Raw genomic sequence first — 18,530 nt, 5'->3', positions numbered from 1 at the left:
GGGCACGCGACGAGACCGCGGCGGAATCCCCTACCGCAGCTGCGCGAAGTTCTCGGCCGAGGAGGTGGGCCCGACCACGAGGATCTTGTCGCCCGCGGCCAGCACGGTGTCGGCATCGGCGTTCGTCCAGCCCTGGTCGTCGCGCTTGAAGGCGGCGATCGTGACCCCGTAGGCGTGGCGGAGCCCGGTGTCGCCGAGGCGCTTGCCGAGCAGCACCGCCGGAGCCGACGCCTTCACGAGCGCATAGCCGGGGTCGACCTCGATGTAGTCGAGCGCCGCGCCGCGCACGAGGTGCGCGACACGTTTTCCCATGTCCTTCTCGGGGTAGATCACGTGCTGCACGCCGAGCTGCTCGAGGATGAGACCGTGGCGGTCGTCGAGCGCCTTCGCCCAGATGACGGGCACCCCCATGCCGAGCAGCACCGAACACGTGAGGATCGACGCGGAGATGTCGTCGCCGATGGCGACGACGACGCGGTCGAACTCGTCGACCGCGAGCTGACGGAGCGCCTCCTCCTTGGTGGAGTCGGCGCGGACCACCTGCGTGAGCACGCCGTTCAGCGCCTGCACGATCTCCTCGTCGGCGTCGATGCCGAGCACGTCGGTGCCCTTGGCCATGAGCTCGAGCGCGAGCGAACGGCCGAACCGGCCGAGGCCGATGACGGCGACCGAGTCGGCTTCGGCGATGCGGCGCGACACGTCGCCGCCGAAGATCGGGAATCTAGCCAATTGCGGGCCTTTCCTTCGGGTACTCATACAGGATGCGGCGCTCGCGGAGCGCGATCGCCGAGCCGAGGGTCAGCGGGCCGAGCCGGCCCAGGAACATGAGGACGACGAGCACGAGCTTCGCGGCATCGGGGAGCTGCGCGGTGATGCCCGTCGACAAGCCGACCGTGCCGAACGCCGACACCGCCTCGAAGAGCACACGGTCGAGGTCGAGGCCCGTGATGAACATCAGCGCGACGACGCCGGTCATGACCGCGCCCAACGCGATGAGCGCGACCGTGATCGCCTGGCGGTGCACCGCGCGCGACAGCCTCTTGCCGAAGATGTTCACCGCGCCCTCGCCGCGCAGTTCCGTCAGGATGATGAAGAAGAGCACCGCGAAGGTCGTGACCTTGATGCCCCCGGCGGTGCCGGCCGGGCCGCCGCCGATGAACATGAGCACATCCATGCCGAGCCACGTCTCATCGTGCATCGCGCCGATGTCCAGGGAGTTGAAGCCTGCGGTGCGCGCCTGCACGGAATGGAAGAAGCCGGCGAGCAGGCGCGCCCCGGGGTCCAAGGCGCCGAGCGTGTCGGGGTTCTCCCACTCGATCGCGGTGATGTAGACGGTGCCGCCGACCAGCAGCACGAACGTCGCCCAGAGCACGAGCTTCGTGTTCATCGACCAGTGCAGCGGCTGGCGGAACTCGCGGCGCAGTTGCATGATCACGGGGAACCCGAGCCCGCCCAGGATGACCGCGGCCGCGATGGGCAGGCAGATGAACGGGTCGTCGACGAAGCCCATGAGGTTGTCGGTGTACAGCGCGAAGCCGGCGTTGTTGAACGACGAGACCGCGTGGAACATCCCGTGCCAGGCCGCTTCGCCGAGGTCGTAGCCATAGCCGAACAGGAACCTCGGGAAGAGCAGGAGGAAGGTCGCGGCCTCGATCGTCAGCGAGATGAGCACGATGCCCCGCACGAGGCCCCGCACGTCGTCGAATCCCACCGCCTTCGCCTCGGCGGCGGTATTGAGCCTCGAGCGCACGCTCATCTTGCGCGCCAGAACGAGGCCGATGAGCGATGCGAAGATCATGATGCCGAGGCCGCCGAGCTGGATCAGCAGCATGATGACCACCTGGCCGAACGGGCTCCAATCCGACGGTGTGTCGAGCACCGTGAGGCCGGTGACGCAGACGGCGGAGGTCGCGGTGAAGAGGGCGTCCACGAGGGACGGCGAGCGACCGTCCGTCGAGGAGACCGGCAGCCACAGGAGGATCGTGCCGGCCAGGATCGCGCCGGCGAAGCCGACCACGACGGCCTGCGCCGGGTGCAACGAGAGCGACCGGCGGCGGAGCATCCGTCGACCCGATCGCAGGCCCTCGCGAATGGTCACGGAGACACACTAGACCTCGGATGCCGGTGCGACGTGATTGGATGGAAGCCGACATGAACACCGTGCTGAACATCATCTGGTTCGTGCTCGCGGGCGTCTGGCTGTTCATCGGCTACGTCGTCGCCGGGCTCATCATGTGCGTGCTCATCGTCACGATCCCGTGGGGGCTCGCGTCGTTCCGAATCGCCTACTACGCCGCGTGGCCGTTCGGTCGCGAGGTCGTCTCGAAGCCCACGTCGGGCGCGTGGTCGTTCCTCGGCAACGTGGCGTGGGTGATCCTCGCCGGCTGGTGGCTCGCGCTCGAGCACCTGTTCACCGGCATCCTGCTGTGCCTCACGATCATCGGCATCCCGCTCGGCATCGCGAACTTCAAGCTCATCCCCGTCTCGCTCGCGCCGCTCGGCAAGGAGATCGTCGACAAGGGCTGAGCGGATGCCCCGCCCGCGCACCATGAGCACCACCGCCGCCCGCCGCGCGGTCGACCGCGACATCCTGCGCCTCGCCGTGCCCGCGCTGGGCGCGCTCGTCGCGGAACCGCTCTTCCTGCTCGCCGACACGGCCATGGTCGGCCACCTCGGCGCGACGCCGCTCGCCGGGCTCGGGCTCGCGAGCGCGATCCTGCAGACGATCATCGGGCTCATGGTGTTCCTCGCCTACGCGACGACGCCGGCCGTCGCGCGACGGCTCGGCACGGGTGACGAGCGCGGGGCGGTCGCATCCGGCATCGACGGCGTGTGGCTCGCACTCGGTCTCGGCGTGGTGCTCGCGGTCGCCGGATGGTTCGCCGCGCCCGTGCTGGTGGGCGCGTTCGGGGCGCCCCCCGACGTCGCGGCCGAGGCATCCGCGTACCTCGCGATCTCGATGGCGGGCCTGCCGGCCATGCTCGTGGTGTTCGCGGCGACCGGCCTCCTGCGCGGGCTGCAGGACACCCGCACGCCGCTCCGGGTGGCCGGCATCGGGTTCGCGGCGAACGTCGCCCTCAACTACGTCTTCATCTACGTCGCCGGGTGGGGCATCGCGGGGTCGGCGATCGGCACGGTCGTCGCGCAGTGGGGCATGGTGTTCGTCTATGTCGTCGTGATCACCCGGCACGGCGCTCGGGTCGGGGCGAGCCCATGGCCGCACCACGCGGGCGTGCTGCGCGGTGCGACGTCGGGCGGGTGGCTGTTCCTGCGCACCGTGAGCCTGCGCGCCGCGCTGCTCATCGCGACCTGGGCGGCGACGTCGCTCGGCTCGAACGAGCTCGCGGCCTTCCAGGTGGCCATGACGCTGTACTTCACCATCGGGTTCGCACTCGACGCGCTCGCGATCGCCGCGCAGGCCCTCATCGGTCTCGGCCTGGGCGCGGGCGACCTGGCGTCGGTGCGCGCGGTGCTGCGTCGCTGCCTGCAGTGGGGCACGGCGAGCGGGGCGGTGCTCGGAGCGATCGTCATCGCCACCGCGTGGGTGGTGCCCGCGGTGTTCACGAGCTCGTCCGAGGTGGCGGCGCTGCTGCCGCCCACGCTCGTCGTGCTCGGCATCTCGGCGCCGCTCGGTGGCGTCGTGTTCGTGCTCGACGGCGTGCTGATCGGCGCGGGCGACGCGCGATACCTCGCGTGGACGGGCCTCGTGAACCTCGCCGCGTTCGTGCCCCTCGCGCTGTGGGTCGTGGCGGTCGCCCCCGCCGGCGCGGCCGGTCCGGCGTGGCTCATGGCCGCGTTCGCCCTCGGCTACCTCGCGGCGCGGGCGGCGACCCTGTCGTGGCGCGCCCGCGGCAGCGCGTGGATGGTGACGGGCGCGCCGGCCTGAGCCGGCCGCCCGCCCGCCGCTCAGTCCGTCGCGAGCCACTCCCTCGCGGCCGCCACCAGGGCGGCGACACCCGTGGACAGCGTGGGCTCGATGAGCGGCGCGAAGTGCGGCGAGTGGTTCGAGGGGATGTCGTCCGGCATGCGCCCCGTCTGCAGCGCGTCGCCGAAGAACGACGGATCCATTCCGCCGAGCAACCAGTAGACCAGCGGAACACCGGCTGCCGACGCCAGCACTCCCACGTCCTCGCTGCCCGAGACGGGGCCCGGGTCGATGACACGCTCCGCGCCGAGTGCGGCGCGCAGCGCGCCGGCCGTGCGCTCGGTCGCGGCCGGGTCGTTGACGGTGACCGGGAATCGCTCGTCGTACACGATCTCGGGCTCCTTCGGGGCTCCGGATGCTGCGGCCTCGGCCCTGACGATCCGCTCGATCGACGCCAGCACCTTCTCGCGCACGACCTCGTCGAAGCTTCGTACGCTGAGGCCGAGCATCGCCTCCGACGGGATGATGTTGTGCTTCGTGCCCACGTGCAGTTGGCCGACCGTGACGACCGCGGCATCCGTCGCCGCCACCTCTCGCGCGACGATGCCCTGCAGGCGCACCGTCGTGGATGCCGCCAGGTAGACCGGGTCGACCGTGGTCTCGGGCCGCGAGCCGTGGCCGCCCGTGCCGTACAGGCGGATCGTGAGCGAGTCGGCCCCCGCCATGGCGGGCCCGGAGCGGACGCCGGCGAACCCGGCGGGGAAGGGCGCGACGTGCTGGCCGAGCACGATGTCGGGCTTCGGCACGCGGTCGAACAGCCGGTCGGCGATCATCGCCTCCGCCCCGCCGCCCCATTCCTCCGCGGGTTGGAACAGCGCGACGAGGGTGCCCGACCAGGACGCACTCTCGGCGACGAGGCGCTCGGTCGCCCCGAGGAGGCAGGTGACGTGCACGTCGTGGCCGCAGGCGTGCATGACCGGCACGTCGTTGCCATCGGGGTCGGTGCCGCGCGCGGTGCTCGCGTAGGTCAGGCCGGTCGCCTCCTCGACGGGCAGCCCGTCCATGTCGGCGCGCAACAGTACGGTCGGTCCATCGCCGTTCTCGAGCACGCCGACGACGCCCGTGCCGGCGATGCCGGACATGACGGCCAGCCCGAGCTGGTCGAGCGCGCCGGCGACGATGCCAGCGGTGCGGTGCTCCTGGAACGAGAGCTCGGGATGAGCGTGCAGGTCGCGGTAGACCGCGGCGAGGTCGAGGGTCATCCCGCCAGCCTACGAGCGAGCCCCGACCTGCGCCGTCATCTCGGCGGAGCCGTCGTGTCGCCCACGTGCAGCGTGCTCGTGAAGCACCGCGACGCGGGCGGCTCCCCGGCGAGCATGCTCACGACCGCCTCGCCGGCCGCGCGCCCCTTGTCGACCGACGGCTGCTCGAGGGTGGTGAGGTCGTGCTGCAGTCCGTCGACCCGGATGCCGTCGAAGCCGAGCACGCTGAGGTCGCCGGGCACCGAAAGCCCCAGCTCCTCGGCGGCGAGCACGACGCCCGTCGCCAGCAGGTCGCTCTGCGCGATGATGGCGGTCGGCCGGTGCGCCGGAACGGTGAGCAGGACCTTCCCCGCCTCGCGGCCCTCCTCGATGGAACTCGTCGCGGCGACGCGGCCGCTGATCTCGGGGAACACGTCGCGCGCACCGCGCAGCCGCTCGCTCGCGGTGTCGGCCGTGCTGCCGCGCTCGAGCTCGGGCGTGAGCGGCCCGCGGGTCCGGGCGGCGTCGAACGGAAGCGTGACGATCGCGACGTCCGTGTGACCGAGGTCCCGCAGGTACTCCGCACCGCGCCGTGTCGCCTCGCGGTTGTCGATGGAGATCTCGGGGATGTCCTCGCCGACGGCGCCCTCGATCGCCACCGACGGGATGCCGCGGCGCCGCAGCACCTCCACGGAGCGGCCGACGCGGGGGCTGCAGCCGATGAGCACGACGGCGTCGACCGGCGCGCTCTCGATGCCGACGGCGTTGCCGCCCTCCTCGCCCGTGTCGGTGAGGAGCAGGAGGCCCGCGCCGAGCGGCGCGATGCCCTCGGTGATGCCGTCGAGCATCTGGATGTTCACGGGGTCGAGGAATGCGGCCCGCACGCGTTCTGCCAGGACGACGGCCACGATGCCCGAGCGACCGCGGCGCAGCGAGCGGGCGCGCGGGTCGGGCCCGCCGTAGCCGAGCTCGGCGGCCGCGGCGAGCACGCGCTCCTTCGTGGCATCCGACACCGGACCCGAGCCGCTGAAGGCGAGCGACGCGGTCGACGCGGACACGCCGGCCTTGGCGGCGACGTCGGCGAGCGTCGGGCGCATGATGGCACTGGTCGTGGTGGCGGGTTCGCGGGTCACGCCTTCGATTCTACGGTCGAATCGATTCGAGCCGCCCCCGGCGCCGACGCACTCACGTTCACCCGCGCCCCTTCACCGGTTGAAGGACGATTCGGACGACACGCCGGCGCCCCTCGGGGCGGCGCGACGATGCTCCTGCGACTCGCGAACCCCGGACGTCACAGCACCGCGTCGCGCGCCCCGACGAACGCCGCGACGCAACGCCGGATCTCGTCCTCCGAGTGCGCCGCCGAGAGCTGCACGCGGATCCGCGCCGCGCCCGTCGGCACCACGGGGTAGCTGAACGCGGTCACGTACACGCCGCGCTCCAGCAGGGCGTCGGCGACGCGCGCCGTGAGCGCCGCGTCGCCGAACATGACCGGCACGATCGGGTGTAGGCCGGGCAGCAGGTCGAACCCCTCCGCGTCCATGAGCGAGCGGAACAGCGCCGCGTTCGCGGTGAGCCTCGACCGCAGCTCCCCTGAGCCCTCGACGAGCCGCAGCGCCTCGATCGTTCCCGCGACGATCATCGGTGCGAGCGTGTTCGAGAACAGGTACGGGCGCGCGCGCTGGCGCAGCAGGTCGACGATCTCCTGCCGGGCCGCGACGTAGCCGCCGGATGCCCCGCCGAGCGCCTTGCCGAAGGTGCCGGTCGTGATGTCCACCCGGCCCTCGACGCCGCAGTACTCGGGCGTGCCCCGGCCGTGCTCGCCGACGAAGCCGACGGCGTGCGAGTCGTCGACGAACACGAGCGCGTCGTACGTGTCGGCGAGGTCGCAGATCTCCCGCAGCGGCGCGATGTAACCGTCCATCGAGAACACGCCGTCGGTCACGATCACGCGGCGTCGGGCGCCGGATGCCGCGACGAGCTGCGCCTCGAGGTCGGCCAGGTCGCGGTTCTGATAGCGGAGGCGCTGCGCCTTCGAGAGCCGGATGCCATCGATGATCGACGCGTGGTTGAGCTCGTCGGAGATGATCGCGTCATCTTCGCCGAAGAGCACCTCGAAGACGCCGCCGTTCGCGTCGAAGCACGACGAGAACAGGATGGTGTCGTCGTAGCCCAGGAACTCCGAGACCCGTCGCTCGAGTTCGAGGTGCAGTTCCTGCGTGCCGCAGATGAAACGCACGCTCGCGAGGCCGTATCCCCACTCGTCGAGGCCGCGGTGCGCGGCTGCGACGATGCGCGGGTCGTTCGCGAGGCCCAGGTAGTTGTTGGCGCAGAAGTTCAGCACCTCGCGGCCGCCGACCTCGATCTCCGAGGACTGCGGCCCGTGGATGCCGCGCTCGCGTTTCGTGAGCCCCGCCGCCTCGATCTCGTCGAGTTCGGCGCGCAGCCCGTCCTTCACCGATCCGTACATTTCCTACAGCTCCGTCCAGTCGAGGATGACCTCGCCGACGCCGCCCGACCCGGCGGCATCGAAGGCGGCGCGCCACTGGCGCGTAGCGTAGCGGTTGCTGATGATCGACGCGATGCTCGCGCGCAGCGTCTCGCTGTTCTGCAGCATGGCGCGCATCGAGTTCCACGTCTCGAACATCTCGCGACCGTAGATGCCCTTCAGGGTCAGCATGTGCGTGACGACCTTTGCCCAGTCGACGGCATGGGGCTCGCTCGGAAGCCCGAGCAGGGCGATGCGGCCGCCGTGGTTCATGTTCTCGATCATCTCGGGCGGTGCCTTCGCAGACCCCGACATCTGGAAGCCGACGTCGAATCCCTCGCGCATGCCGAGGCGAGGCTGCACGTCGGCGATCCGCTCGCGAGACACGTCGACCGTGGCATCCGCCCCCATCTTCGCCGCCAGCTCGAGGCGCGCCGGACTCACGTCGCTCGCGACGATGAACCGGGCGCCGACGTGGCGAGCGACCGCGATCGACATGAGGCCGATCGGCCCGCAGCCGGTGACGAGCACGTCCTCGCCGACGACCGAGAAGGCGAGCGCGGTGTGCACGGCGTTGCCGAACGGGTCGAAGATGGCGCCCACGTCGGGATCGACGCCCGCGTGATGCACCCAGACGTTCTCGCCGGGGATGATGACGTACTCCGCGAAGGCGCCGTCGCGATGCAGGCCCACGCCCTTGGTGCGGATGCACATCTGGCGCCGGCCGGCACGGCAGTTGCGGCACATGCCGCAGACGATGTTGCCCTCGCCCGAGACGCGATCGCCGACGGCGACGTCGTGCACCGGTTCGCCGACCTCGACGACCTCGCCGGAGAACTCGTGGCCGGGGATGAGCGGCGCCCGGATCCCGGCGGCGGCCCAGTCGTCCCACCGCTCGATGTGCAGGTCGGTGCCGCAGATGCCGGTGCGGAGCACCGGATCCTCACCTCGGCCGGACCGGGCTCCGGCTCGGGACGGGCGACGTACTCCAGGCCGGCGCGGGGCGCGGGTTTGTACAGGGCCTTCATCGGCGGGTCCGTTTCGTCCGGGCACCGCGGGGTCTGCGGCGCCGAGCTCGCACACCGCGGTCACGGCGCGCGCGAGGTGACCCGAACATCGTAGTCACGAGCCCGAGCGGATGCCGCGTCGCGACGCACCGGGCGAGCGGATGCCGCGCGCCCGTGACGCGCGAACGGCCGGTCCGGGATCCCGGGCGAGCGGATACCGCGCACGCGCGCTGCGGGCTGGACCGTCCCGGCGGCATCCGCCGCTTGCAGGACGGGGCCACCCTCAGTATCATGGTCGAATCGATTCGAGTCGAATCGATTCGACCATCCGACCCCGCCACTCCCCGGGCCCGACTTCGACGACGAGGCAGCAATGTCGCAGTACGGAGACACCGCACCCGCCATGGCCGAGCGCCAGACCACCGAGCCCCGCACGCGGCGCGAACTCGTCGCGTGGCGGAACGCGATCTTCGCGGTCTTCTTCGTCTCGGGCTTCAGCATGGCGAGCTGGATGGCGCGCATCCCGGCGATACGCGACCACGCCGAGCTCACCACGCAGGGCGTCGGATTCGTCATCCTGAGCGGCTCGATCGCCTCCATCGTGGGACTCATCGCCGCGCCGTGGCTGCTCGCCCGGCTCGGTGCCCGTGTCGGCATGGCGGGGGTGATGGCGGTCGTCTCGGTCGGGCTCGTGCTCGTGGGACTCGGCGGCTCGGCGATCTCGTCGGTGCTGCTCGTGGTCGCGGGCCTCGCGCTCTTCGGATTCGGCAACGGCGCCGTCGACGTCATGATGAACGTCGAGGGCGCTGAGGCGGAGCGCGAGATCGGCCGCACGCTCATGCCGCTCATGCACGCCTTCTTCAGCTTCGGCACGGTAGCCGGCGCCGGGCTCGCGGCCGCGGCATCCGCCCTCGGCATCCCGCTCTCCTGGCACCTCGGCGCCATGGCGCTGCTCATCGCGCTGGCCGTCGTGGTGGCCGTGCGGTTCGTTCCGGCGCAGGCGCCCCACCACGACGAGGGCGAGGATGCGCCGCACCTTCCGCTTCGGCAGCGCGTGCGTGAGAGCCTCGCCGTCTGGACCGACGTGCGGCTGCTCCTCATCGGCGTCATCATGCTCGGCATGGCCTTCGCCGAGGGCAGCGCAAACGACTGGCTCGCGCTCGCGGTGGTCGACGGGCACGGATACGACGCGACGACGGGCGCCGCGGTGTTCACCGTATTCACGGTCGCCATGACCATCGCCCGGATCCTCGGCGGACCCGTGATCGACCGGTTCGGGCGCGTGCCGACGCTGCGCGTGCTCGCCGCGACGGGCGTCGCCGGCCTCGCCCTCTTCATCTTCGGCACCGACCCGTGGATGCTCATCGTCGGCACGGTGCTCTGGGGCATCGGCGCCTCGCTCGGGTTCCCCGTGGGCATGTCGGCCGCCGCCGACGTGCCCGAACGGCGGCTGGCCGCGGCGCGCGTGAGTGCGGTGGCGATCATCGGCTACTGCGCGTTCCTCGTCGGGCCGCCCGTCCTCGGATTCCTCGGGCAGCAGTTCGGGATCCTCAACGCGCTGCTCGCGCTCCTCGTGCTCATGGTGATCGCCGGGCTCGCGGCGCCGGCCGCGCGTGAGCGCACGGGGCCGCACGCCGGATCGGGGGTTTGACGGCGGGGCATCCGCCCGGCCGGCCCGCCGACGCCGCCCGGCGCCTCACGCGTCGGCGGCTCGCCGTACACTCGACAGGTGCGCCTCGTCATCGCCCGTTGCTCCGTCGACTACGCGGGGCGACTCTCCGCTCACCTGCCGCTCGCGACCCGGCTGCTCATGGTGAAGGGCGACGGCTCGCTGCTCGTGCACTCCGACGGCGGCAGCTACAAGCCGCTCAACTGGATGAGCCCGCCGTGCACCCTCGCGTCGATCGAGCCCGACGACGACCAGCAGGCGGCCGGCGTCGTCGAGGTCTGGAAGGTCACCCACCAGAAGACGGCCGACCAGCTCGTGGTGTCCATCCATGAAGTGCTGCACGACACGGCGCACGAGCTCGGCGTCGACCCCGGCCTCGTCAAGGACGGCGTGGAGGCGCACCTGCAACAACTGCTCGCCGAACAGATCGAGCTGCTCGGCGAGGGGCACCGGCTCGTGCGCCGCGAGTACATGACGGCCATCGGCCCCGTTGACATCCTGGCGACGGATGCCTCGGGCGCCTCGGTCGCCGTCGAACTCAAGCGACGCGGCGACATCGACGGCGTCGAACAGCTCACCCGGTACCTCGAGCTCATGAACCGGGACCCGCGGCTCGCGCCCGTGAAGGGCGTGTTCGCCGCACAGGAGATCAAGCCGCAGGCGCGCACGCTCGCCGAGGACCGTGGCATCCGCTGCGTCGTGCTCGACTACGACGCGATGCGCGGCATCGAAGGCGGCCACGCGCGCCTGTTCTGAGACAGCTCTTGCCTTCGCGGCGTCGGCATGAGAGCGTTCTTCTCCTGAGAAGGTCTCAGACTCCCTACCCGTAGGATGTCACGGTGACTTCCACTCTGCCCACCCAGACCATCGCGCCCCCGCGCACGTGGTCGCCCGTGCTGTTCGACCTCGACGGCACGATCGTCGACTCGGCATCCGACATCACCACGTCGCTCACGCACATGTTCACGGAGATGGGACTCGAGGCGCCGGCCGAGGAGGTGCTGCGCTCCTACGTGGGCCCGCCGCTCCTCGACAGCCTGCGCATGACCGCGGGGTTCACCGACGCCGAGGCGTGGGAGGCGCTCAACGTCTATCGCGACCACTACGGCGAACACGTGCTGCGCTCGCCCGTGTTCCCGGGCGTCGGGCACGTCATCGAGCGACTGCACGCCGCTGGCGTCCCGGTCGCGCTGGCCACCTCGAAGCCCGAGTCGATGGCGCGAGCGGTGCTCGATCACCATGACCTCAGCCGGTACTTCACGGTGATCGCCGGTGCGAGCGACGACGAGGAGCTGAGCACCAAGGCCGACGTCGTCGCCGAGGCACTGCGGCGCCTCGAGGATCTCGATATCGACACCGCCAACGCCGTCATGATCGGCGACCGGGGCTACGACACGCTCGGCGCGCTCGCCAACGGCGTGCCCACCATACTGGTCGAGTGGGGCTACGGCGGCCCCGATGAGGCGGGCGACGCCATCGCGACCGTGCACTCGACCGACCAGCTGCGCAACCTGCTCCTGGGCTGAGCGGCCGGCGCCGCCGCGGCGCCACGGTTCGACGACCCGCGGCGCGTCTCCGAGCGGATGCCACGCCCCCGCGTCGCACGGTGGCGCGGGTTAGCGGCACCCGGTACCTACTCGACGAAGCGCTGCACGAACGCGAGCGCCTCGTCGGCGACCGCGCGCCATCCCGAGTCGATCGTGAGCGAATGTCCCCGGTTCGGGATCGTGATCTCCTCGGCGGTGCCCGGGTTCTTCGACTGGATCCGGTAGCTGGCGTGCGTGATGGCCGGCGGCACGGCGTGGTCCTGCTCGCCGCCGATGATCAGCAGCGGGCCGCGCTCGGGGTTCTTCGAATCCACGGCGGTCTCGCCGCCGTAGGGATTGAAGTTCGCGAGCGCGGATTGGAAGAGCGGCGCCCCGGCCGCCGGAACGTGGAAGGTCATCACAGCGCTCGACCGCAAGTTCAGCCAGGGCAACCCGACGGCGGCGCGCGGGCTCGCCAAGCTCGAGGCGAAGTCGATCGAGACCGGCAAGAGCCCCAAGGAACTCAAGAACCTGAAGAGCTCGAAGTCGACGCAGGAGGCGAAGCTCCTCACGATCCTCGTCGAATTCAGCGAGGACGCCGCCGATGACTTCACCGGCCTGCAGGTGCCGACCGAGTTCGGGGCCACCGAGTGCAAGCCCGGCGACGTGCAGAGCGGTCCGCTCCACAACAGCATCCCCGATCCGGCCACGTACGAGCTCGAGGACAACAGCACGATGTGGGTGCCCGACTTCTCGTCGGAGCACTTCAACAAGATGCTCTTCACCGACGAGGGCATCACCGAGCGTGTACGCCTCGACCTCACCGGCCCCGACGGGCAGCCCGGCATCGACATCTCGGGCTACACCATGAAGGCCATGTACGAGGAGATGTCCCGCGGCGCCTACACCGTGACCGGTGCGGCGACCCCGTGGGTCACCGTGCCGCACTCCGAGGCGTACTACGGTGCGAGCCTCTGCTTCCAGAATGAAGCGGGCGAGTACGAGGCCGGCGCCATCCAGGACATGCAGGGTCACCCCGACAACCCGCTCGGCCCGGGCCAACTGCCCATCGACGCGGTTGCGGCGCTCGCCGCCGCGCAGCCCGAATTCCCGTGGTCCGACTACGACGTCGAGGACCAGGCGGACCGCGACGGCGACGGGAACTTCCTCGAGCCCGACGACGTGATCGACCACGTCGTGCTCGTGCACGCCGGTGAGGACAAGTCCGGGGGCGGCGGCGCCGAGGGCACCTACGCCATCTGGGCGCACTCCTCGGCGGTCGCCGGCGGCGCGCCGATCCCCGGCACCGACCTCACGCTGTCGAACTACATCGTGCAGCCCGAGGACTCGGGCGTCGGCGTGTTCGCGCACGAGTACGGCCACGACCTCGGCCTGCCCGACCTGTACGACACGTCTGGCGCCGGCAGCTCCGACGTCGACTTCTGGGACCTCATGTCCACCGGGTCGCACTCGGGACCGATCTTCCAGTCGATACCCACGCACATGGGCCTCTGGGACAAGTGGGTGCTCGGCTGGGCCGACCCGCTCGTCATGAACCCGGGCGGCGAGACGCGCGACGTGAAGGTCGGCCAGACCTCGCGGCCCAAGAAGGGCACGCAGGACGGCGTCAAGATCAACCTCCCCGACAAGGTCATCACGCTCACCGAGCCGCACAGCGGCGAGAACATGTGGTACACCGGGGCGGACCAGGACTGGGCCGACATCCGCCTGGGCCGCACCATCGTGGACGTGCCGGCCGATGCGAAGTTCTGGATGTGGAACGACTACGTGATCGAGGCGGACTGGGACTACGGCTTCGTCGAGGTCTCGACCGACGGCGGGTCGAGCTGGACCGAGCTAAAGGTCTACGCCGAGGACGGCACCGAGGTCTCCACGCCCGACGGCTACGCCGACCCGAACGGCCGCATGGCCGACTACGGCGGCAAGAAGTACGGCCTCACGGGCGACTCGCACGGTTGGGCGCACCACTACGTCGATCTCGCCGCCTACGCCGGCAAGACCGTCGACCTGCGCCTGCGTCAGGCGACCGATGCCGCCTACCTCGACCGCGGCTGGTTCAGCGACGACTTCTCGCTCACCAGCGGCGCAACCGCGGTGTGGGCCGACGACGTCGAGGGCGGCGAGAACGGCTGGACGACCGAGGTCGCCTCGTTCACGACGACGACCGGCCCCGGCTGGCGCATCGACACCGGCACCTCGGTGAAGGCACAGTACTACCTGGTCGAATGGCGCAACTTCGACGGCTTCGACGAGGGCCTGAAGTACGCCTACAACTCGGTGTACAGCGTGGACGCGTGGAAGGTCGAGAAGCTCGCCTACAACGCGCCAGGCGCCCTGGTCTGGTACCGCGACACGACGTACGGCAACTCGAACCAGATCCTGTCGAACGAGACCGCGCTGCCGAGCTTCGGCGCCAAGGGCGGCCTGCTCATCGTCGACAGCCACTTCGATCCGCTCCAGCGCACCGGGGCTGCAGCCGACGCCGACCCGACGACGATGAACGCGATGCCCTCGCGTGCGCAGTCCTCGAACGCCGCGTTCGGGCTCTCCGAGACGTACCCGTTCACGGAGTGCTTCACGGGTGCGGACGTCACGGTCGAGTACTGCACGGATGTCGCGGCGCAGGCGCCCGTGAGCACCTTCACCGACGACCAGGGCTGGGTGCCAGGCTTCGCCCTGCGCGAGTCCGACGGCGCGCTGTTCTACCGCGACCGTGACGCTTCGGCCGTGGTGCCCTCGGTCGGCAATGCGCAGTACTCGACGCCGCTGTACGACCTCGAGGGCAACCGACTCCCGGCGTACGACGGGCTCGACATCGGGCTCGGGCCGTTCGGGTCGGGCAACCCCGCCGACTCGGGTGTCGGCTACGGCACGGTCGTCGAGGTCCTGCAGGCCCTCAACGGCAACCGGGCGGCGATCATCCGGATCACCCCGCCGACCGCGGGGTGAGCTGACCCGCTCCACCGGCGAGGCGCCGGCCCCTCATGGGTCGGCGCCTCGTCGCGTCCGGCGGCAGCGGCGCACGCGGGTCCGGCCACGTGCGCGCACCCGCGATCAGGTGTACCCGATGAGATCAGGCTGACCTGACGAGATCAGGCGCGATCGACCCGGATCCGGCCTGATCCGGCGCCGTCGACCTCATCTCGAAGCCGTCGAGCAGCCGGTCGAGTCCCCAGTCGAGGCCGTCGCCGGCGAGGCCCGTGGTCGCCGCGGTGAGCGGGAATGCCGCAGCATCCGACCACAGCGTGTCGCCGGCCGCCGACGGCGACGCCCCGGCCGGACCACCCGCACGCTCGGCCGCGTCGAGCACGGCGACGCCGAGCACGTAGGCCCGCACGGCCCGCGCCGCGCGTGCGGCGTCGGCGTGCGGCATCCCGTCGGCGACGAACCCCGCGACGAGGGACTCGTTGAGGCCGAGCGCGTGCGGTCCGTCGAGGGGGCCCCTCGTCACGAGCACGATCGCGCCGACGTGCTCGGCGAGCCGCGCGCGCAGGGCGGCGGCGTGCGCGTGCACGCGGTCGCGCCATGCCGCGGCGACTCCGGAACGCCCGTCGACTCCGGAGCCCCCGTCGACTCCGGAACGCCCGTCGACCTCGGATGGCCCGTCGACCTCGGATGCCGCGTCGATGTCGACCGTCGACAGGAGCTGCTCCACCATGGCCCGCAGCAGCGCGTTCTTCGACGGGAAGTACGTGTAGAGCGCCGTCGGCGTGAGGCCGACCGACGCCGCTACCCCGCGCACCGACACGGCGGAGAAGCCCTTCTGCTCGACGATCTCGAACGCCGCGGCGACGATGTCGGTCTGGCTGATGCTGCGCCTCGGTCCGGGTCTCATGTGCTCCTCGTGGTCCACCCCACCGTACCGGCTCGGCCTCCACCGCACGCCGCGGCGGACGCCTCGCCGCTGGCGCACGCGCGCCCCCCTCTGCGATGATCCGGGCGGGAACCCGAGAAGGCGACGTGGGCGATCCCGGCACGAGGACGCGTGAGCGCGAGCTCACCGAACCCGTGGCGCGGCACCCGGTATCGAACGCGGACGCCGCCTCGGCCTGCAGCTCGGCGGCCTCTGGACCCGCGGCACCGGTCGACCGAGAACGCGATCTCGATCGACGGGCGACTGCACAAGCTCGGCGACGAGCTCGACCCGTGCTTCGACGCCGGCGACTGGCTCGCCCCGTGGTCGATCAGCGACCCGCGAGTCGACCTGCGGTTCCAGCCCTTCCACGATCGCTTCGCGCGCACTGCGCTCGCGGCCGTCGACCGCGCTTGGCCGGCTCATGCGGCGGCCGCGCCGGTCATGATGGCGACGGCGTCGGTCATGGGGTGCGACTCCGGCGTGATGGTCGCCGCCCGCTTTCCGAGCCGCCGGATGTGGATGCGGTCGGCCACGTCGAAGACGTGCGGCATGTTGTGCGAGATGAGGATCACGGGGATGCCGCGGTCTCCGCCCAGGCGGCCGAGTTCGAGGCGGCCCGAGCACGCGGCCGGAGGATGCCGCGCTGGAGCTCGCACTGGGCACCGGCGTTGTGGAAGCGGCGACGTAGCATGGGCCGTGCAATGAAGCTGACGTCAGGTCACCGTGGCGTCGCGGGAGAACGGCGTGCGCGGTCGTACGATGTGCCCATGCCAGCAGCTACGACGGCGGCCCCGGCCGCCGAATCCCACGAAGCCCCACCGCAGCGGCGGGTCGCCGTCGAGACCGAGGCCCTGGTCGCCGGCGCCATCGCCGCGGCCGCGAGCGGCATCGTCGCGGCGTTCATCTTCGCAGGTGGGCTCTGGCCGCTCTGGGGAGGGCTCTCGGTCGGGATCGTCGCCGCAGTGGCCGTGCTCGTCGCCGGCATCGCGCTCGGCGCGACCGGGTACTGGCGTGCTCGCAACCTGCCCGGCCAGGAGTGGCGGCACACCCTCCGACCCTGGAAGTTCACGATCGACATCGCCACGGTCTCGGCGGTGCACGCGATCATCGCCGCGATCCTCTCCGTCACGACGTTCGTGCTGCTGCAACGCAGCTTCGAGGGCCTGGTCGTCGATGCGTGGGTCGGCACGGGCGCGACCGCCGCCGCGGCGGGCCTCCTCGGGTACTGGACCTATCTGTCGGTCTCGTCGATCACCACGAACAAGCTCGCCACCCTCCTCGTCGTGTTCATGGCGACGTCGACCCTCGCGAGCATGGCCACGTCGCAGGACCCGCAATGGTGGGAGTACCACTTCAGCCAGCTCGGCATCTCCGACGACTTCTCGAGCTCGCTCTTCAACCTCGCACTCATCATCGCCGGCGCGTTCGTCACGACCTTCGCCATCTACGTCGACCGCGACCTGTCGACCCTCGTGCGACAGGGCGTGCTCGCGCACGCGTGGGCGCCTCGCATCGTCTCGATCGTGTTCATCGTCATGGGCGTGATGCTCGCCTGCGTCGGCCTGTTCCCGCTCAATGTCAGCATCCTGCTGCACAATTCGTCGGCCATCGGCATGTCGCTGTCGTTCCTCGGCCTGCTCATCTCGTCGCCGTGGGTGCTGCGCGGGATGCCCCGACGGTTCTTCGTGTTCTGCGGCGTGAGCATCGCCGTACTCCTCGGCGGTGCGCTGCTCTTCGAACCCGTGGGCTACTGGAACCTCACGGCGTTCGAACTGCTCGCGTTCTCGCTCATCTTCGGCTGGATCGCGGTGTTCATCCGATTCGTCGACGCGCTCGCGGCGACTGGCGGCGTCCCCGCCGAGGACTACGCGGTCTGAGCCCTCGGCGGTTCCACCGGTTGGCGGTCGGCGCGCATCGGGCGTCAGAGTGCAGCCAGAACGCCGGCACGAAGCTCACGAGCGCAGCGGGTCCCGACGGCTGCCGGGCGACGAGGGCGGTGACGGGGATGACCACGACGGCACCGGCGAACGCCGAGAGCACGCCGCCGAGGAAGACATCGCCGATGACCTGCGCGCCGTAGGCGACGTAGAAGACGAGCAGGATCCACGGGATCGAGCGGCGCGGCGCGCACTGGTGCACGGCGATCCCCACGCCGAAGACGGCGACGGCAATCCACGGCGCGATCGGGCCGAGCGCCTCGGGTTGCTCCGCGAAGTCGAAGTCGGGCACGCCGACGAGTGCACCTGCCGTCAGGATGCCGGCGGCGAGGAGCACCACGAGCGGCGCGATGAGCGCCGCCAGGATGCGCGGGCCGAACCCCGCGTCGAGCAGCAGGAACACCACGAGGGACACGGCCAGGGCCACGCCCACCGTGATGAGAGCGCCATAGCGGCTCGGCATCCGCTCGCTCACGAGGAGTGCCGCGCCCACCATCGCGCCGAGCACGACGGCGACCGCGACGCCGGTCCACGTCGTGCCGGGCATCACCGCGAGGGCGCCGCTGAGGAGCGCGTAGCCGATCACCCGCAGCGCCCGGCCGTACGGCGGCGCCATCTCGCGGATCCGCCGGATGCGGTCGATCGTGGATGCCGGGTCGAGTACGCCCAGGCGGGGCGGTGTCGACGGCGCACTGCAGCTCGTCGACCTGCTCGAGGAGCAGGGGGATCGCTCCCGCGAGCACCACAAGCACGCCCGCTCGCCAGACCCAGACGAGGGCGACCACCGGGAAGATCGGGTTGGTCGCGGTGCCGGAACCTGTCGCCTCGGGCAGCGAGAGCATCGCGATCCCGAGCGTGAGCGCCCCGATCGCGACCGTCGCGATGACCGAGATCCGGAGCAGCTTGGGCAGCGGCACTCG

15 protein-coding genes and 3 pseudogenes are annotated in these 18,530 nt (G+C 71.0%); 8 read left to right on the top strand and 10 right to left on the bottom strand.

What is annotated here, in order from left to right:
* Positions 1 to 30: 30 nt before the first annotated feature.
* Together IEX31_RS09620 and IEX31_RS09615 are read right to left on the bottom strand one after the other, a co-directional pair.
* The gene (locus IEX31_RS09620; protein ID WP_229662234.1) at positions 31 to 729 is read right to left on the bottom strand and encodes a potassium channel family protein; all 699 of its coding nucleotides are present in this window, start codon (positions 727 to 729) and stop codon (positions 31 to 33) included.
* On the bottom strand, positions 722 to 2,062 hold the full coding sequence (locus tag IEX31_RS09615) for a TrkH family potassium uptake protein (RefSeq protein WP_188743229.1): 1,341 nt from the start codon (positions 2,060 to 2,062) through the stop codon (positions 722 to 724). Before IEX31_RS09615 ends, IEX31_RS09620 begins: the two co-directional genes overlap by 8 nt.
* Before the next feature lie 89 nt (positions 2,063 to 2,151).
* Between IEX31_RS09615 and IEX31_RS09610 the strand changes: the two genes are divergently transcribed.
* Both IEX31_RS09610 and IEX31_RS09605 read left to right on the top strand, forming a co-directional pair.
* Entirely contained in the window at positions 2,152 to 2,526 is a 375-nt protein-coding gene (locus IEX31_RS09610; RefSeq protein ID WP_188743205.1) for a YccF domain-containing protein, read from the top strand.
* 22 nt (positions 2,527 to 2,548) lie between these two features.
* A complete protein-coding gene (locus IEX31_RS09605) occupies positions 2,549 to 3,886 on the top strand; it encodes an MATE family efflux transporter (protein WP_188743204.1) in 1,338 nt (445 codons plus the stop codon).
* A gap of 20 nt (positions 3,887 to 3,906) precedes the next feature.
* Here the strand turns inward: IEX31_RS09605 and IEX31_RS09600 are convergent, their stop codons facing one another.
* The 4 genes and pseudogenes from IEX31_RS09600 to tdh form a co-directional block, all read right to left on the bottom strand.
* A complete protein-coding gene (locus IEX31_RS09600; RefSeq protein ID WP_188743203.1) occupies positions 3,907 to 5,127 on the bottom strand; it encodes an amidohydrolase in 1,221 nt (406 codons plus the stop codon).
* A 35-nt stretch (positions 5,128 to 5,162) separates the two neighbouring features.
* Positions 5,163 to 6,203, bottom strand: a complete 1,041-nt coding sequence (locus IEX31_RS09595; RefSeq protein ID WP_188743228.1) for a LacI family DNA-binding transcriptional regulator — start codon at positions 6,201 to 6,203, stop codon at positions 5,163 to 5,165.
* A 194-nt stretch (positions 6,204 to 6,397) separates the two neighbouring features.
* A complete protein-coding gene (locus IEX31_RS09590; RefSeq protein ID WP_188743202.1) occupies positions 6,398 to 7,576 on the bottom strand; it encodes a glycine C-acetyltransferase in 1,179 nt (392 codons plus the stop codon).
* Between the two features lie 3 nt (positions 7,577 to 7,579).
* Positions 7,580 to 8,622: pseudogene (gene tdh, locus IEX31_RS09585) on the bottom strand (L-threonine 3-dehydrogenase).
* A 352-nt stretch (positions 8,623 to 8,974) separates the two neighbouring features.
* Between tdh and IEX31_RS09580 the strand changes: the two are divergent.
* The 3 genes from IEX31_RS09580 to IEX31_RS09570 all read left to right on the top strand — a co-directional run bounded on the left by IEX31_RS09580 (position 8,975) and on the right by IEX31_RS09570 (position 11,796).
* The gene (locus tag IEX31_RS09580; protein WP_229662233.1) at positions 8,975 to 10,252 is read left to right on the top strand and encodes an MFS transporter; all 1,278 of its coding nucleotides are present in this window, start codon (positions 8,975 to 8,977) and stop codon (positions 10,250 to 10,252) included.
* 78 nt (positions 10,253 to 10,330) lie between these two features.
* Entirely contained in the window at positions 10,331 to 11,026 is a 696-nt protein-coding gene (gene nucS / locus IEX31_RS09575) for an endonuclease NucS (protein WP_188743201.1), read from the top strand.
* A gap of 83 nt (positions 11,027 to 11,109) precedes the next feature.
* A complete protein-coding gene (locus tag IEX31_RS09570; RefSeq protein ID WP_188743200.1) occupies positions 11,110 to 11,796 on the top strand; it encodes an HAD hydrolase-like protein in 687 nt (228 codons plus the stop codon).
* Between the two features lie 107 nt (positions 11,797 to 11,903).
* Here IEX31_RS09570 and IEX31_RS09565 read toward each other — a convergent pair whose 3' ends face one another.
* Positions 11,904 to 12,131, bottom strand: a complete 228-nt coding sequence (locus IEX31_RS09565) for an alpha/beta fold hydrolase (RefSeq protein WP_188743199.1) — start codon at positions 12,129 to 12,131, stop codon at positions 11,904 to 11,906.
* A 22-nt stretch (positions 12,132 to 12,153) separates the two neighbouring features.
* On the opposite strand from IEX31_RS09565, the gene IEX31_RS09560 reads away from it, so the two are divergent.
* Positions 12,154 to 14,766 carry an immune inhibitor A domain-containing protein gene (locus IEX31_RS09560; protein WP_188743198.1) on the top strand — a complete coding sequence of 871 codons (2,613 nt, stop codon included), beginning with the start codon at positions 12,154 to 12,156 and terminating at the stop codon, positions 14,764 to 14,766.
* Between the two features lie 124 nt (positions 14,767 to 14,890).
* Here IEX31_RS09560 and IEX31_RS09555 read toward each other — a convergent pair whose 3' ends face one another.
* Positions 14,891 to 15,652 (bottom strand): TetR/AcrR family transcriptional regulator, encoded by a 762-nt coding sequence (locus IEX31_RS09555; protein ID WP_188743197.1) that lies wholly within the window; start codon positions 15,650 to 15,652, stop codon positions 14,891 to 14,893.
* A gap of 150 nt (positions 15,653 to 15,802) precedes the next feature.
* Between IEX31_RS09555 and IEX31_RS19570 the strand changes: the two are divergent.
* Positions 15,803 to 16,063 (top strand): annotated as a pseudogene (locus IEX31_RS19570) (DUF2804 family protein); the annotation flags it as partial.
* A gap of 29 nt (positions 16,064 to 16,092) precedes the next feature.
* Here IEX31_RS19570 and IEX31_RS09545 read toward each other — a convergent pair.
* Positions 16,093 to 16,272 (bottom strand): annotated as a pseudogene (locus IEX31_RS09545) (sugar ABC transporter ATP-binding protein); the annotation flags it as partial.
* Between the two features lie 168 nt (positions 16,273 to 16,440).
* Between IEX31_RS09545 and IEX31_RS09540 the strand changes: the two are divergent.
* Entirely contained in the window at positions 16,441 to 17,550 is a 1,110-nt protein-coding gene (locus IEX31_RS09540; RefSeq protein WP_188743196.1) for a DUF998 domain-containing protein, read from the top strand.
* On the opposite strand, the gene IEX31_RS09535 is transcribed toward IEX31_RS09540, so the two are convergent.
* The gene (locus IEX31_RS09535; RefSeq protein ID WP_188743195.1) at positions 17,486 to 18,358 is read right to left on the bottom strand and encodes a threonine/serine exporter family protein; all 873 of its coding nucleotides are present in this window, start codon (positions 18,356 to 18,358) and stop codon (positions 17,486 to 17,488) included. The two genes, IEX31_RS09540 and IEX31_RS09535, sit on opposite strands and share 65 nt — an antisense overlap.
* Positions 18,359 to 18,530 lie beyond the last annotated feature (172 nt).

The organism is Agromyces bauzanensis (assembly GCF_014645655.1).
In the GTDB taxonomy this organism is placed as follows: Bacteria; Actinomycetota; Actinomycetes; order Actinomycetales; family Microbacteriaceae; genus Agromyces; species Agromyces bauzanensis.
This window is presented reverse-complemented; position numbering and strand designations above follow the sequence as displayed.

Excerpts from the sequence above, each read along its gene's own strand:
- IEX31_RS09615 (WP_188743229.1), bottom strand. The coding sequence starts at position 2,062 with ATGCTCCGCCGCCGGTCGCTCTCGTTGCACCCGGCGCAGGCCGTCGTG.
- IEX31_RS09610 (WP_188743205.1), top strand. The coding sequence starts at position 2,152 with ATGAACACCGTGCTGAACATCATCTGGTTCGTGCTCGCGGGCGTCTGG.
- IEX31_RS09605 (WP_188743204.1), top strand. The coding sequence starts at position 2,549 with ATGAGCACCACCGCCGCCCGCCGCGCGGTCGACCGCGACATCCTGCGC.
- IEX31_RS09600 (WP_188743203.1), bottom strand. The coding sequence starts at position 5,127 with ATGACCCTCGACCTCGCCGCGGTCTACCGCGACCTGCACGCTCATCCC.
- IEX31_RS09595 (WP_188743228.1), bottom strand. The coding sequence starts at position 6,203 with ATGCGCCCGACGCTCGCCGACGTCGCCGCCAAGGCCGGCGTGTCCGCG.
- IEX31_RS09590 (WP_188743202.1), bottom strand. The coding sequence starts at position 7,576 with ATGTACGGATCGGTGAAGGACGGGCTGCGCGCCGAACTCGACGAGATC.
- IEX31_RS09580 (WP_229662233.1), top strand. The coding sequence starts at position 8,975 with ATGTCGCAGTACGGAGACACCGCACCCGCCATGGCCGAGCGCCAGACC.
- IEX31_RS09555 (WP_188743197.1), bottom strand. The coding sequence starts at position 15,652 with ATGAGACCCGGACCGAGGCGCAGCATCAGCCAGACCGACATCGTCGCC.
- IEX31_RS09540 (WP_188743196.1), top strand. The coding sequence starts at position 16,441 with ATGCCAGCAGCTACGACGGCGGCCCCGGCCGCCGAATCCCACGAAGCC.